Source organism: Nostoc sp. LEGE 12454 (assembly GCF_056620565.1).
This window is the reverse complement of record NZ_JBWQXL010000082.1, coordinates 1-13,188: the sequence shown is the minus strand read 5'-3', so window position 1 is coordinate 13,188 and position 13,188 is coordinate 1. Positions and strand designations below refer to the sequence as shown.

The 13,188-nt window shown below is 41.5% G+C and carries 14 protein-coding genes; 5 read left to right on the top strand and 9 right to left on the bottom strand.

Annotation, left to right across the window (positions count from 1 at the left end; translation table 11 throughout):
* Positions 1-251: 251 nt before the first annotated feature.
* Entirely contained in the window at positions 252-689 is a 438-nt protein-coding gene (locus tag AC1F2U_RS33790) for a YidH family protein (RefSeq protein WP_480265111.1), read from the bottom strand.
* A gap of 128 nt (positions 690-817) precedes the next feature.
* Between AC1F2U_RS33790 and AC1F2U_RS33785 the strand changes: the two genes are divergently transcribed.
* On the top strand, positions 818-2,269 hold the full coding sequence (locus AC1F2U_RS33785; protein WP_480265110.1) for a hypothetical protein: 1,452 nt from the start codon (positions 818-820) through the stop codon (positions 2,267-2,269).
* Positions 2,270-2,509: 240 nt separating this feature from the next.
* Positions 2,510-3,178: a peptide-methionine (S)-S-oxide reductase MsrA gene (gene msrA / locus AC1F2U_RS33780; RefSeq protein WP_480265109.1), complete on the top strand. Its 669-nt coding sequence runs from the start codon at positions 2,510-2,512 to the stop codon at positions 3,176-3,178.
* A gap of 199 nt (positions 3,179-3,377) precedes the next feature.
* Here msrA and AC1F2U_RS33775 read toward each other — a convergent pair whose 3' ends face one another.
* From AC1F2U_RS33775 to pedR, 6 genes are all read right to left on the bottom strand, one after another.
* Positions 3,378-4,004 (bottom strand): type I restriction endonuclease, encoded by a 627-nt coding sequence (locus tag AC1F2U_RS33775; protein WP_480265108.1) that lies wholly within the window; start codon positions 4,002-4,004, stop codon positions 3,378-3,380.
* 64 nt (positions 4,005-4,068) lie between these two features.
* On the bottom strand, positions 4,069-5,262 hold the full coding sequence (locus AC1F2U_RS33770) for a serine/threonine protein kinase (protein WP_480265107.1): 1,194 nt from the start codon (positions 5,260-5,262) through the stop codon (positions 4,069-4,071).
* 266 nt (positions 5,263-5,528) lie between these two features.
* Positions 5,529-6,590: a dTDP-glucose 4,6-dehydratase gene (rfbB, locus tag AC1F2U_RS33765; protein WP_480265106.1), complete on the bottom strand. Its 1,062-nt coding sequence runs from the start codon at positions 6,588-6,590 to the stop codon at positions 5,529-5,531.
* 62 nt (positions 6,591-6,652) lie between these two features.
* Positions 6,653-7,648, bottom strand: coding sequence for a glycosyltransferase (locus tag AC1F2U_RS33760; RefSeq protein WP_480265105.1), 996 nt, complete (start codon positions 7,646-7,648; stop codon positions 6,653-6,655).
* Between the two features lie 96 nt (positions 7,649-7,744).
* The gene (locus AC1F2U_RS33755) at positions 7,745-8,446 is read right to left on the bottom strand and encodes a DUF6391 domain-containing protein (RefSeq protein WP_480265104.1); all 702 of its coding nucleotides are present in this window, start codon (positions 8,444-8,446) and stop codon (positions 7,745-7,747) included.
* 498 nt (positions 8,447-8,944) lie between these two features.
* Positions 8,945-9,208 (bottom strand): photosynthetic electron transport-dependent transcriptional regulator PedR, encoded by a 264-nt coding sequence (gene pedR, locus AC1F2U_RS33750; RefSeq protein ID WP_292870113.1) that lies wholly within the window; start codon positions 9,206-9,208, stop codon positions 8,945-8,947.
* A gap of 362 nt (positions 9,209-9,570) precedes the next feature.
* On the opposite strand from pedR, the gene AC1F2U_RS33745 reads away from it, so the two are divergent.
* A complete protein-coding gene (locus AC1F2U_RS33745; protein ID WP_480265103.1) occupies positions 9,571-10,548 on the top strand; it encodes a carbohydrate kinase family protein in 978 nt (325 codons plus the stop codon).
* On the opposite strand, the gene AC1F2U_RS33740 is transcribed toward AC1F2U_RS33745, so the two are convergent.
* Positions 10,545-10,784 (bottom strand): hypothetical protein, encoded by a 240-nt coding sequence (locus AC1F2U_RS33740; RefSeq protein WP_480265102.1) that lies wholly within the window; start codon positions 10,782-10,784, stop codon positions 10,545-10,547. The two genes, AC1F2U_RS33745 and AC1F2U_RS33740, sit on opposite strands and share 4 nt — an antisense overlap.
* 283 nt (positions 10,785-11,067) lie before the next feature.
* Here AC1F2U_RS33740 and AC1F2U_RS33735 point away from each other — a divergent pair, with 283 nt between their 5' ends.
* Positions 11,068-11,499 (top strand): DUF6006 family protein, encoded by a 432-nt coding sequence (locus tag AC1F2U_RS33735; protein WP_292816760.1) that lies wholly within the window; start codon positions 11,068-11,070, stop codon positions 11,497-11,499.
* Positions 11,500-11,600: 101 nt separating this feature from the next.
* On the opposite strand, the gene AC1F2U_RS33730 is transcribed toward AC1F2U_RS33735, so the two are convergent.
* Positions 11,601-12,278 carry a polysaccharide deacetylase family protein gene (locus tag AC1F2U_RS33730; RefSeq protein ID WP_480265101.1) on the bottom strand — a complete coding sequence of 226 codons (678 nt, stop codon included), beginning with the start codon at positions 12,276-12,278 and terminating at the stop codon, positions 11,601-11,603.
* Positions 12,279-12,659: 381 nt separating this feature from the next.
* Between AC1F2U_RS33730 and AC1F2U_RS33725 the strand changes: the two genes are divergently transcribed.
* On the top strand, positions 12,660-13,188 hold a 529-nt coding region (locus tag AC1F2U_RS33725; protein WP_480265100.1), incomplete at its 3' end, for a calcium-binding protein.

The following is a 13,188-nucleotide window of genomic DNA, read 5'->3' as shown; positions in this document are numbered from 1 at the left end:
GGTCGTACACCACACAAGCGTTTAAAGTCTTCTGGCTTTAAGATTTTTACTTGTTCGTATGTCATCAATGCTACCCAACTCTAACCTACTTGTCCCACGTATTTGGGACTTTTGCAAGAGGTCTAATAAATTGGGCAGACATAGAGCGATACCTGGGTTGGGCTACACCTACCCTAAGATTGATTGAGGATCGGCAAAAAACTTACAAAAAATGCGTCCGTATAAGAAGTGTATTCTGACTCCTGCTGTATTTAATGCAAATTTCGGGACTGTGGTTGAATGGGAAGCGGAGAACGAGAAGGTACTTTATCCCGCCATAGGAGCAAAGGAATACAGAAAAATCCCAAAATAATTACAACTCCAGCCATTATCCAAACCATTAACCTGTTTGGTCTATAGTTCCCTGTTTCAATTTGCCAGAAAACTTGGTTGTATCGCCATGCAGCTAAGGCAATAGTCAAAATTCCAAAAATTACCAAAGCAACACCCAAATTTTCCGAGCTAGATAATGGACTTACCGGGGGTTCTTGTTGAGTAATAGTAATATTCAACTGGCGCAGAAATATACCAAATCGCGCGATCGCAAAACCAAAGCTAATCAATGCAATTGAAGTGCGTAGCCAAGCCAGAAATGTACGTTCGTTGGCTTGATGCTCCCTTTGGCGGTCAATTTTCGGTATTTTATCCATGAGTAGCTTTTAACACCAAGTTCCTCTTGAAAAGTATTCGTAATATTAATGAAGTTTCGTAAAAGTCTAATCTAAAAGTGTCCTTAGATTTTGGGAAAACTGATTCTATATCTAGAAAAATCTTGATTATGCTTGATGACAACGATTTTGCATTAGCCTCGGCTATTGACACTTCGGTTGTAGTGCTTGAGGAGCTATCTTTACATCCTCAGCCAGAAGTTCGTGAGGCTGTAGCTAGAAATCCGAATACGCCCACGGAAATGTTGCTGAAATTAGGTAAGGAGTTTCCAGACGCAATTACGGCGAACCCGATTTTTAATCTTTTGCTGTTGGAAAATCCTGAGAGTCATTTTGTTAGACTCTCTTTAGCGCGTAGCACAACAACTAGTGAAAGCGCGATCGCTCAGTTATCCAAAATCGAGGATGAGGAAATTCTTTGTGCTGTGGCTGGGAATCCAAAGACACCTCTTCACATCCTGGAACAACTTGTAGAAAACCCGCCTCTTTTCTGCGATGACGAGAATTCTGATGAATCTGATTTCGATGAACTCTTTACCGCGATCGCTCAAAATCCGAACACTTCTGAATCGTTATTGCTTCAACTATGCGGTGGAAGCAGCAATGTCCAAATGGCGATCGCTCAGAACCCCAAAGCACCCTTATCCCTGCTCAATACGTTTGCAGATTGGAGAAATTTTTCGATGCATAAAGCAATTGCTCGAAATCCTCAAGTACCAAGCGCAATATTGGAAAAACTAGCGGGAGAAAATGAGAAAGAAATTCGCGATCTGGTCAAGAACCATCCAAATGTTTCAGAAACTGCGATCGCCATCATCAATTTTATCGAGGGAAAACCTGGAACATCCATCGACTTGCTAGAGCAGTTAGCCAGCGATCGACGAGCCTCTGTCCGGCGATTGGTTGCTGCTCATCCCTCAACTCCTGCAAAGGTTTTAGAAAAACTCGCGCAGGATACAGATGAAGATGTACCTTTCAAAGCCGCAAGCCATCCCAATGCAACCTCTACCGTTATAGAGTTTTTTGCAGAGTTCTTGGTTAAGCAACGTCAGCGAGTCTCGCCAATCAATGGAGCCAAAATTCAACAGTATAAAGAAAGTGCGCTTGAATTGCTAAAACGTTCTGACATCACGCCAAAAGTGTTAGAAAATCTGTTGCAGATGAATGAATATGTTGTAGTGGATGCGATCGCATTGTCTTTGAAAACACCACCCACTATGCTGCTTGCACTTATAGACTATCAAGCTAAATTTGTAAGCATTGATTTTTTCAGAAATCTCGCTAAAAACCCCAATACACCCTCAGATGGGCTGGAGAAGCTTTATCTAAAAATCAACCAAACGCAACATGCAAATACGATTAGTGGTCTAGGCGCTATCGCTGCTCATCCCAATACCCCCGTCTATTTGCTAGAACAATTAGCAGTTCATGCCGACTACAGTATTCGGGCAAATGTAGCCATAAATATCAATACACCGATTTCAATTTTGGAGCGGTTAAGCAATGATTCGCAAGGCAGAGTTAGTAGGTTTGCTAAACAGGCGCTCAAGGAAAGAGCTTGATTTCAGGATTGTTTCTGTAAAGGTCAACACTTTGCAGAGAGACTCTGAGAAAATCCCAAGCGATCGCCAGAATCTTTACAATACAGGACTTACGCACTGAAAACTTGAAAGCTTGATCCCCCCTAGCCCCCCTTAAAAAGGGGGGAATCTTAAAAGCCCCCTTTTTAAGGGGGTTGGGGGATCTCTTCTGCGTAAGTCCTACAATAGTAAATAAGGTAAAGATATATATCATCAAAATCAATGGCACTATTTGGATTTGGCAAAAAGTCAGTTATGCCCACACCTGAAGAAGCTTTGTCAGGAAGGGCACAATCTATGTCAGTACCTGCGGCTCATTATGTCAACAAGAATCCTTTACAACCCCCTTATCCCGAAGGATTAGAGAAAGCAATTTTTGGCTTGGGCTGTTTTTGGGGTGCAGAACGCAAATTCTGGCAACTTAAAGGAGTTTATACGACCGCAGTCGGTTACGCTGCTGGGTTAACACCCAACCCCACCTATGAAGAGGTATGTAGTGGGCGAACCGGTCACAATGAAGTGGTGTTGGTTGTATTCGATCCCAAAGTGATTAGTTATGCCGAACTGCTGAAAGTCTTTTGGGAAAGCCACAATCCTACCCAAGGAATGCGCCAAGGTAATGATACTGGCACTCAATACCGTTCGGGAATTTACGTATATTCCGAAAACCAAAAGCAGCTAGCAGAAGCATCGCGGGAAGCTTATCAGCAAGCCCTCAACAGCGCAGGTTATGGCAAGATTACTACAGAAATCTTGGATGCGCCGGAATTTTACTACGCTGAAGCTTACCATCAGCAATACCTGGCTAAAAATCCCAACGGGTATTGTGGTTTGGGAGGGACAAATGTATCTTGTCCAGTGGGTGTAGTTGAATCGCAAGTTAGTAGTTAGAAATGGAGTTGGTAGGGTAGTCAACTTAACGTGAGTTCGACAAACCTCTCCCTGCCATAAACTAAAGTTCAAGTCTGTCCCTCTCCGAGTCGGAGAGGGATATGTTTTATAGCGATGTCTACGACGGGCTACGCCTACGCGTAAAATATCTAAAGTATTGGGATGGTGCATTAGCCAATGACATAACGCACCGACAAGATTACGAATTACGAATTAAATGAGCTATGCGTTTTAACACTTTGACAACAGTATGTAGGTCATCCCCACGATTTAGTGACAGTGTGTAAGATAATGCATATCTCGGTGTACCCTGTTTCGTCAACTTAATAAATTGAAATTCCCGACCATTGATTACAAAACCAAATGTAGGTTTATCATTACTAGCATTAGCCAACATATAAGCTAATGCTTGAGGAATTGCTACCTCCAAAGAATATTCTGCTCGTTTTGCCTCAATAACGAGAATCCAAAATGGAGGATGGAACACCAATATGTCAATACGTCCTCTGATAATCGTGCCTTCGTCTTCAGAAGAGATTTTTACCTCTTGTTCTGAGGCAATGTAGAAAGGCGGTTGATAAAAACCTGCTAAACGTAATAGTGGAGATAGCACCACCATTTTGACTACAGGTTCTAAAACAGGATATTTCGATAGATGCAAATATTCTGCCTTGACTTCGTTGAGAGATTGCTTTTCTAAGTCACTCAACTCAGCTAAATCATGCCGCCACTCTGAAAAAAAATCTTCGTCCTCTGCAAGTTGTAGGTCAAATTCATCAATCAGTTGGGCTAAGGTGGTATCTTTTCCTTGAAGAATTTGAACCATTTGTTGAAGCCTTATACTTATCTGCCTAAAAAATCTTCGCTTGATATTTACCCAAAAGACTGCCTTAAAATACAGATTTTAGTAAAGCGATCGCTCGCACCCATAACATAATACTAATAGGCGCTCCAAGTAGAATACCAGCGATCGCCCAGCCTCTCTGATGGGCTTTGAATTGTTCAATACTGCGCCACTGCCTACTTTTCCAAGCCCATTCATTGCCTTTTGCACCGAGTGCGATCGCCATTACCCACCAAGCATTAGGTACAAAACAGAATAAACCATACCACACTTGATTCGGCCACATCCACAACCAAGGCATTAGAAAAGCACCCCAATTCCAACCGAGAATTTCCTCTGGAACTGTTTCATTGTGATTATTGATCCCGCATCCAGAATTGTTGATTATTTCTTTTAGCGGTAAAAGCTGATTCTTGTTTGCAGATGTGACAGTCAAACCAGATTTGAGAGCATTTAGCGCTTGGTTAGCACTAGTAAATCTTTGTTCGGGAGCGGGTTCTATCAACTTTTGTAGCCAACTGACAAAACTGGGACTGAGGTTAACTCGGTCTGTAAATTGCAGTCGCAAATCCTGCTGGGGTAAATCAGAAGGAGAAGTTCCAGTGAGCAAATGAATCAAAGTCGCTCCCAGTGCATATAAGTCTGAAGCCGCAACCGCTCGACCACCAAATTGTTCCATTGGGGCATAACCATAAGTACCGACAACGGTAAAAGTAACGCCCTCTCTTGCCGCTTTATCCTGAACTGCGCCAAAATCAACTAAATAAATCTGATTATCTTCGCCCCAAATTAAATTACTCGGTTTAATATCTCTATGCAACACCCCTGGATTCAATTCATGTAGATAGGTGAGAATATTTAAAACCTCAACAGCAATTTTTCTCGCTCGCTTTTCACTAAACCTTTTGCCAACAGCAAGTTTATCCTTAAGCGACTCACCAGGAATATATTCTTGTATTAAGCCAAACCAAAGTGTGCGATCGTCAATACAAAAATAATCTATATATCGAGGAATGCGGGGATGATTTAGCTGTTTAAGAACTTGTGCTTCCCTCTCAAAAAGTTTCAGGTCATCCCACTGCACAGTACCGCCAAAGGCCAAAAGTTTGACCACAACGGTCGAATTTTCGCCATCAGAGGCTTGTAAATCCAATGCTTGCCAAGTTTGACGAATTCCATTGTTGCCGAGTTGGCGCTGGATTTGATAACGATCTTGTAATATTTGTTCTGGTTGCAGCATCTTAACACCTGCTGGCAATTTACGTTTATCTGATTCCCTTATATTCAAGGATAGTCATTATCTAGATAAACTGTGGCAGCCTGATAATTTATTGAAAGCAGTTGAAGATTCCAAATCCAGCAATGGCAACCCGCGCCTTGAAAACGTCAATTTCATTATCAAAGCGCTGAAATATTTTCTCACGCCACAAAAAATCATGCCTCCATCGGCAGGGTGAATCACAACAGTAATTATCGATGGTAACGCTATTGGGTGCAGAATGTGGGTTACAGATAATTTTTGCGATAGTAAGCTTGATATTCCGCAGACAGCAGAGGTTCCCACCAATCACGATGATTGAGATACCATTCAACTGTTAAACGTAAACCCTCAGCAATTGTTACTGAAGGCGTCCAACCAAGCTGAGTTTTAATTTTGTTGGCATTAATTGCATATCTCCTGTCGTGTCCTTGTCTATCCTTAACAAAAGTAATTAACTGCTTTGCTGGATGTACTGGTAAATCAGGTGCTAATTCATCCATCATTTGACACAAAAGTTGCACGAGGTTAATATTTTCCACCTCATTATTGCCACCAATATTGTATGTTTCTCCTGGTTGACCATGATTGATTATTACATCTAAAGCACGGCAATGATCGCCCACATAAAGCCAATCCCGTACATTTTTACCATCACCATAAACAGGTAATGGTTTCCCGATCAAAGTGTTGATACATATTAGGGGAATTAGTTTTTCGGGAAACTGATAAGGGCCGTAGTTATTAGAGCAATTTGTGATAATAGTTGGAAGTTGATAAGTATGATAATAAGCACGGACTAAATGATCGCTACCCGCTTTGGAAGCTGAATAGGGACTATTGGGCGCGTAGGGTGTGGTTTCAGAAAAAGCTGCGTCATCTGCGCCCAGGCTACCGTAAACTTCATCAGTAGAAACGTGCAGGAAACGATAATTAGATGGTTGTGCTTTCGCTTCCCAATGTTGCCGAAAAGCTTCTAGTAGGGTGAAAGTTCCCACCACATTAGTTTGCACAAAAGCAGCCGGGCCAAGAATCGAACGATCGACATGAGATTCAGCGGCAAAATGGGCGATGGTATCAATATTTTCCGTTGCTAATAGGTTATCTATGATGGTGCGATCGCAAATATCCCCCTGCACAAACCGAAAATTCTCTCTGCCCTCAACCAGCGCCAAATTCAGACGATTTCCCGCGTATGTAAGAGCATCTAACACCACCACGCGATCGTCTGGATAAACCTGACACCAATGATGCACAAAATTCGCCCCAATAAACCCCGCACCCCCAGTAACTAATAACCGCCGATTCATTCAATTTCCCCTCTTCTCTCTGCGATCTGTGCGCCTCTGCGATTCGTTTGTGATGATTTATACTACTTAAAAAATTTCTTCCTCAGCTTTCCATATATCCTCTGAGCAAGTAATTTCGCCATCCGTATTTTAGTCAAATCCTTAATATTAGATGGCTGCTGTATTTTATGGTCAAAAAACTCATTTAACTCATCCAAAATAACTTGGAAACGCTTAATAATATTTTCAGTCCGATGCTCAACTAAAAAATCTTCAGATAAGTTAAAAACTACTGAAGATCCAACCACCTTCAGAATACGTTGCACATCATATTCTTGCGAATATCCAGCAATTTTATAACAATTAAATCCAGGATCTAAGTAATCAGCTAGTCCACCGTTAACACTAGAAAATACTTGACAGCCACAAGCAAGAGCTTCCATTGGTTGTAGACCAAATCCTTCACTAACACGCTGTTGTGCCCAGTACTCAGCAGAATCATAGAGGTAAACCTTAGCTCGGTTGAATAGTCCGGGTAAATCCTCTATGTATGAGTCAACAACCAATACTTTACAACGTTTTTGCAACGCCGGAATTAATTCTTTAATTAAATATTCCGAAGACTTCCGAGCTTGAACTAAAACATCAATATCTCGTTCCAGACCTAAATTTTGAAACTCATCAGAAATTTGATTAGGCAAATAATAAATTAGAGAATTGGGCGATTTTTCTCCCCAATATCCCATTGTATAGCGGCTAACGGTCATGATTGGAATACTTGCAGGTAGTCTAAACGGATAACCTGCGCTATGTGCATGGTAAACGACATTATATTGCTTAAGTTTAGCCACGAGTTGAGCTATATCAAATCCCCAACTGATTACAAAAATTACATCATTTAAATTTTTTTCTTTTAGCAAATCATCAATAAAAAGCTTATCTTTTTCCCGTTGACGGTAAGTTACAACTTCAGCGCTACAGAAATTCTGAGCCAGATTAAGTGCTTTTAACTCAGCCCAAAGACCACCACAGGCAAATTTGCTATCTGTACCGGGAAGTAAGAAGTAAAGTTTTCTCATAATTTTTTTAGGGGAGTAGGAAGTAGGAAGTGTGTGTAGATGGAGAAGACAAGAGAGAAAATTTTATCTTGTCCCCCTCATCTCTTCTTCCTCTCTTCATTCTTGCCAGCCTACTTTAACAAAATGTGCCTCACGCCCCCAAACATCGCGTGTACGGGTAATATTTTCAATTGCTAGGTTAAAAGGAATGGCAGTTGTTAGGTAACGCTGTGCCATAGAACCTAAATCAGGTGCGAGTTCTGCGGCTGTCGTTGCTGCTAACCCCAAACCTATAAGTTGCTCGATTGGTCGAAATGGTAACAATAGATGCACACCGACAGCTAGTCCAGCCGTTAAGAGCATTGCTACTGATAAATTTGTGCCACAACGGGGATGTACAGCCAAATTCCATTCTCCACTGGTGATGCGATGTCGAGCAAGTGTGACTGCACGCCGCAAATCACTAATATTTACCTCACCATAGAGGTAAAATCCCTGTTCAGTAGATAAACCGCCTAATAGTTCATTATCTAGTTGAACATTAGTGGATTCTGCTGGAGCAGAATAGGTACTTTTTGATTCGCTAAGAACCCAAACAGTAGCATGTTCTAAAGCATGAACCTGCCGCAGCATCAAAATTTCTTTCAATCCTGGAATAAACGATAGCTGTCTGAGTAAGTCGGCATCTTGTGTGGGTTGCGGAAAGTCTGAAGATTGGTCTTCCAGACTTGGAACCTTCTCAGATACAGGTATCGTAAAATTAAAGTTAAAAAATTCAAAGGGAGACCAGCTACCCTGAAAAGAAGCGGAAGTATTCATTGAAACACTACTCCCAAAGCCGATGGGGCAACATAGATTTCTTTCAAATGTAACGCTTGCACCACTGAATTGTTGCTAATTTTTGTAGATGATTTTTTAGTGAGGGTATGGGGCATAAGAGGCAGAGGTGCATAGGAGAAAGACTTACTGCAACTTTTCATCGGTTACAGAGTGTAGCCGTTGGCGCAGCCTCTCGTAGAGAAGTGCTGCTCCTTTGCCCCTTGCTTGGTCACTGAGCGTAGCCGAAGTGCTGCTCCTCTGCTCCTCCAGTCCCCAATCCCCAGTCAATTTGGAAAGGAATTCTGATCTTTTTAGTTTCCGAGTCCGAGGGTCAGCTGGCTCCACTTACATAAACTCCGGCTGAGTGAAGGACTCGGAACTTTTTGGTAGAGTGTTCACACTGAAAACTTAGGCGTAAGGAGGGGAACAATCAGTAAAACTCAAAATTGGCTTGTAATTTACTAGACCAAAGCAATTAAGCTTCTACTAGTAAATTGTTTATTCAATCTGGTTAGGTAGAGTACAGCAATTGACATCATTCAAACAGACTTTGCCCCACTGCAAAGCCCAGCGGACAAGGGCTACTCGATTATCTGTCTCAGTCTTAGTGAGAATATTACTGATATGGTTATCAACTGTACGCTTGCTAATCTCCAGTTTTGCTGCAATTTCTTGGTTAGTTAAGCCAGCGGCTACTAAGTCGATAATTTGCAGTTCTCTGTCTGACAGACTAACGGGGGTCTCAGACTTGCCACCAGCCATGACTATTTCTATCCTCCCTTGGTATATGTACTTAATCGCTCTTTCTAATTCTAGAAGATTCTTTTCTTGGTAGGGGTTTCAAGTGTTAGCAGTAATATGATTGTCAATATTTTCTTTGGATTTCAAGTTGCTAAAAATATAAACCACGCGAAACTCTATGTAATAAATATAGCTTATTTTGATAAATGTGTTGTTTAAGCACTTAGTTAAAAGAAGCAAAGATGAGAAGCATATATACGCTCTAGAGTAGTAAAAATTGCTATTTAATTCTATGAAGGACTGGCGACAGATTAGCAAAAACTATTGTAGATTTTATACTGTAAATTCCTAATCCTAAATCAAAATCTAAAATTAAAAATGAGATGAGCAATCCCCGTGTTTTGTGCCTTGGTGAAATTTTGTTTGATTGTTTAGCCGATCAATTAGGGCTAAAGCTGGAAGAAGTGAAATCTTGGACTCCCTACCCAGGAGGAGCACCAGCTAATGTAGCCTGTGCTTTAGTCAAGCTGGGAATGTCAGCAGGATTTATCGGAGCTGTTGGCAAAGATGAGCCAGGAAATGTACTGGTCAATCTATTACAAGATGTAGGTGTAGAGACTACGGGAGTACAACGTCATCCCACAGCACCAACGCGGCAAGTTTATGTTACACGGGATCTGGCTGGCGATCGCACCTTTGCCGGATTTGGTCAGTACGATACCGCAGAATTTGCCGATACTCGCCTGCAAGCTAAACAATTGTCAGATTCGCTGTTTCAAGAAGCAGATTTTCTGGTTTTGGGTACTTTGGAATTAGCCTATCCTGAAAGTGAAGCGGCAATAAACCGCGCTCTAGAGTTAGCAGAGCATTACGACTTAAAAATTGTGCTGGATGTTAACTGGCGTCCTGTATTTTGGAAAGAGCCAAACATCGCCCATCAAAAAATTCCAGAATTATTTAAGCGAGTTGATTTCCTCAAACTCTCCAAAGAAGAAGCTGAATGGCTATTTGAAACCGCAGATCCCGGAGCTATCACTTATCGTCTAGCTTCGATTGAGGGAGTACTGGTGACAGATGGGGAAAACGGCTGCACTTATTGTCTGGGTGAGAACGAAGGCAGATTACCCTCCTTTTCCATCCCTGTAGTTGATACAACTGGCGCAGGAGATAGCTTTTTGGCAGGATTCATCCACCAACTGAGTCAGTATGGTATCCACAGCTTGCGGGATGCAGAAACAGCAAAACGCATTGTCACTTATGCCAGCGCTGTTGGGGCACTAACTACTATTAAACCAGGTGCGATCGCTTCTCAACCTACTGCTGCTGAAGTCGAAGCTTTTCTCGCTGCACATCAACTCTAGGAACTACCATAAGTCACTGGGATATCAGCCACTAAAGGCTGATACTCCCGACTAGAAAATGTAAGAAAATCTTCATGCCATTCTGCGGTCATATTCAACAATAAACGCAGTTGGAGAAGTTTTGGTATTAGGTTAATGCACTCAATTTTTACTTTTAGAAGTTCTGAATTATCTTCAGTGTAAAAGACCAATGCACTCAAGTCAGATAGATTTTGAAATTCGTTAGCTAAATACACGATAATTCAAAATTCAGGAGTAAAACACGCTTTATACCTGGGTAACAGACGAATAGTTGTGTACCTCACTTTCCTTGAAATCTGCTGTATAACAGTTCACCCGTTTGTAATTGATTAATCCATTCAGTTGCATAAACAAGAAGGTGTCGTAGTCTACGCACAAAAAATATTAAATCTTTACACTTTTATTATCTGCATAAACAGTAATACTGATATCTATAAGTGAATAGAAAGTATAAGTGAATAAAAAGTTTAGATTAGCTTAAGGAATTGGTGAAGCATTATGAAAAACATCACAAAATGGCTTTTGGGCTTGGCGATTGTTCCTGCAAGTTTGGTATTGGCATCTAGTCATGTTAAAGCCAGTCAAATTGCTGGTGAGTGGTTCTTTGGTCTTTGGGATTGTAATATTGACGGTAGACCAGCAAAAATGCAGTGGAAAGTAGTCGATGACCCACAAACTAGTTGTAACGGTGATGTTTGCTCTACTACTTCTGGTGTCCGTCTCGTCGGGCGGTTTAGTGATAACGGTAGTGCGTGGGTTCCTCTAGGAAAACGTTTTTCCAGCAGACAAAAACAGGATTTAGGTATTCGTTATTTAGGTGCAGAACAAGATAACTGGTATCTCAAATACAACAGTCGTACTAAAATAGCAGATGGTTGGACGACATGGCGGGGTAAGCGCTATCCACTACAATGTCGTAATCGCAGATAAACATTTGCAAAATTATGCAAAAAATGTAAATAAGCGATCGCTAAGTTTGAGTACTAAAGACGCCAGTACCACATTTTTATTTAACTTGACAGGCTAATACTTTAGTTAGCCTGAGTTTGCTGCCATAGAGTATCAACAGTTACAAACTCATAACCCTGTTGTAGCAGTTGTGGAATGAGAATTTGAATAGTGGCAGCAACATCTTGTCCACCGCAAGCACCATCGTGCAAAACAATTATTGAACCATTTTTGACCTGCTGCATAATTCGCTGTACCACTGTGGTTACGCCTGGTCGCACCCAATCTTCGGGTACAACGCTCCACATAACTGGGCGGTAATTCCACTGAGAAAAAAAATTTAAAGTAGCAGGTGTAAAGAAGCCATTGGGGGGACGAACATCCCGCACTTGTTCCGATTGCAGGTTACAGGCATTGTAGATGGCAGCTTGGGTTTTTTCTAAACTGTCCTTCAGGTCATTTGGGGAAAGCATGGGAAAAGAGCGATGATCGTAGCCATGCAATCCGATCCAGTGTCCGCGATCGCTAACGGCTTTAGCAATGGCTGGTGAACGGTTGACGCAAACACCCAACCAAAAAAAACTCGCTGTAATCTTGTAACGGTCTAACACTGCCAAGACTTCGGGTGTGTATTGAGGATGAGGCCCATCATCAAATGTGAGTGCGATCGTTTTAGAACCGGGATTTCCAGCCCAAAGGCAGTTGGGAAAACTCGGCTGGAGAATGCGGTAGAAAATTGGGAAGAGGGGAGCTAGCTGCATAAAGTTTTTTCTTTTTTCCGTAATCTTGCCTAACTAAACTGATTACTTAATATGTGACTGTTAAGCGTGATTCGCACACTTAACATTCTTATATCTAGAACTTACACGCTGTATAAATGGACAGTTATATGAATTAGCCCTCCTTCTAATGTTAAGAAGTTTTCCCTTATTCCTATTTCCAAGTTGGAAATGTAGTTTCCACTCACGATCTATTCCTGCCTAGCTGACTGAACTTATTTTTTTAGTTATCAGAGCAACAGGAAATATCGCAATCATAAAAGTAGGTGGAAAAGAAAATTACAGCCTTATTCACATAATTGTCTTTTTGTAAAACTGTAAGTCCTAATATTAACAATTAATCTTGATTAAGGATAAATTCTCATGGCAATTAATTTTTCCGGAACTAATGGCAATGATGTTATCTTCGGCAGTAGTGACAACGATAGCCTCAGAGGCTTGAATGGTGATGACAAACTGTTTGGTGGTAATGGCGATGACTTCCTAGATGGTGGTTTTGGTTTTGACACCATTGATGGTGGTGCTGGAACTGATACTACATCTTATGCCTTCTTTTCCGGCCCAATTGATGCCAATCTCTCTACTGGTGTAGTCAAGTTTCCGGGAAATTCTACTCTCACGGATAAATTAGTCAGCATTGAAAATTTAATTGGTACAGCTGGCAACGATACGATTGTTGGTAATGATGCCAATAATGTTCTCAGCGGTGGAGATGGTGATGACAAACTGTTTGGTGGTAATGGCAATGACTTCCTAGATGGTGGTTTTGGTTTTGACACCATTAATGGCGGTGCTGGAACTGATACTACATCTTACGCTTTCTTCTCTGGCCCAATTGATGCCAATCTCTCTACTGGTGTAGTCAAATTTCCGGGAAATTCTACTCTCACGG

Bases quoted from the DNA above. Each gene is read 5' to 3' on its own strand.
- AC1F2U_RS33735 (WP_292816760.1), top strand. From the start codon at position 11,068: ATGAAAAACATCACAAAATGGCTTTTGGGCTTGGCGATTGTTCCTGCA.
- AC1F2U_RS33760 (WP_480265105.1), bottom strand. From the start codon at position 7,648: ATGAGAAAACTTTACTTCTTACTTCCCGGTACAGATAGCAAATTTGCC.
- AC1F2U_RS33770 (WP_480265107.1), bottom strand. From the start codon at position 5,262: ATGCTGCAACCAGAACAAATATTACAAGATCGTTATCAAATCCAGCGC.
- AC1F2U_RS33790 (WP_480265111.1), bottom strand. From the start codon at position 689: ATGGATAAAATACCGAAAATTGACCGCCAAAGGGAGCATCAAGCCAAC.
- pedR (WP_292870113.1), bottom strand. From the start codon at position 9,208: ATGGCTGGTGGCAAGTCTGAGACCCCCGTTAGTCTGTCAGACAGAGAA.
- AC1F2U_RS33745 (WP_480265103.1), top strand. From the start codon at position 9,571: ATGAGCAATCCCCGTGTTTTGTGCCTTGGTGAAATTTTGTTTGATTGT.
- AC1F2U_RS33755 (WP_480265104.1), bottom strand. From the start codon at position 8,446: ATGAATACTTCCGCTTCTTTTCAGGGTAGCTGGTCTCCCTTTGAATTT.
- AC1F2U_RS33775 (WP_480265108.1), bottom strand. From the start codon at position 4,004: ATGGTTCAAATTCTTCAAGGAAAAGATACCACCTTAGCCCAACTGATT.
- rfbB (WP_480265106.1), bottom strand. From the start codon at position 6,590: ATGAATCGGCGGTTATTAGTTACTGGGGGTGCGGGGTTTATTGGGGCG.
- AC1F2U_RS33730 (WP_480265101.1), bottom strand. From the start codon at position 12,278: ATGCAGCTAGCTCCCCTCTTCCCAATTTTCTACCGCATTCTCCAGCCG.
- AC1F2U_RS33785 (WP_480265110.1), top strand. From the start codon at position 818: ATGCTTGATGACAACGATTTTGCATTAGCCTCGGCTATTGACACTTCG.
- msrA (WP_480265109.1), top strand. From the start codon at position 2,510: ATGGCACTATTTGGATTTGGCAAAAAGTCAGTTATGCCCACACCTGAA.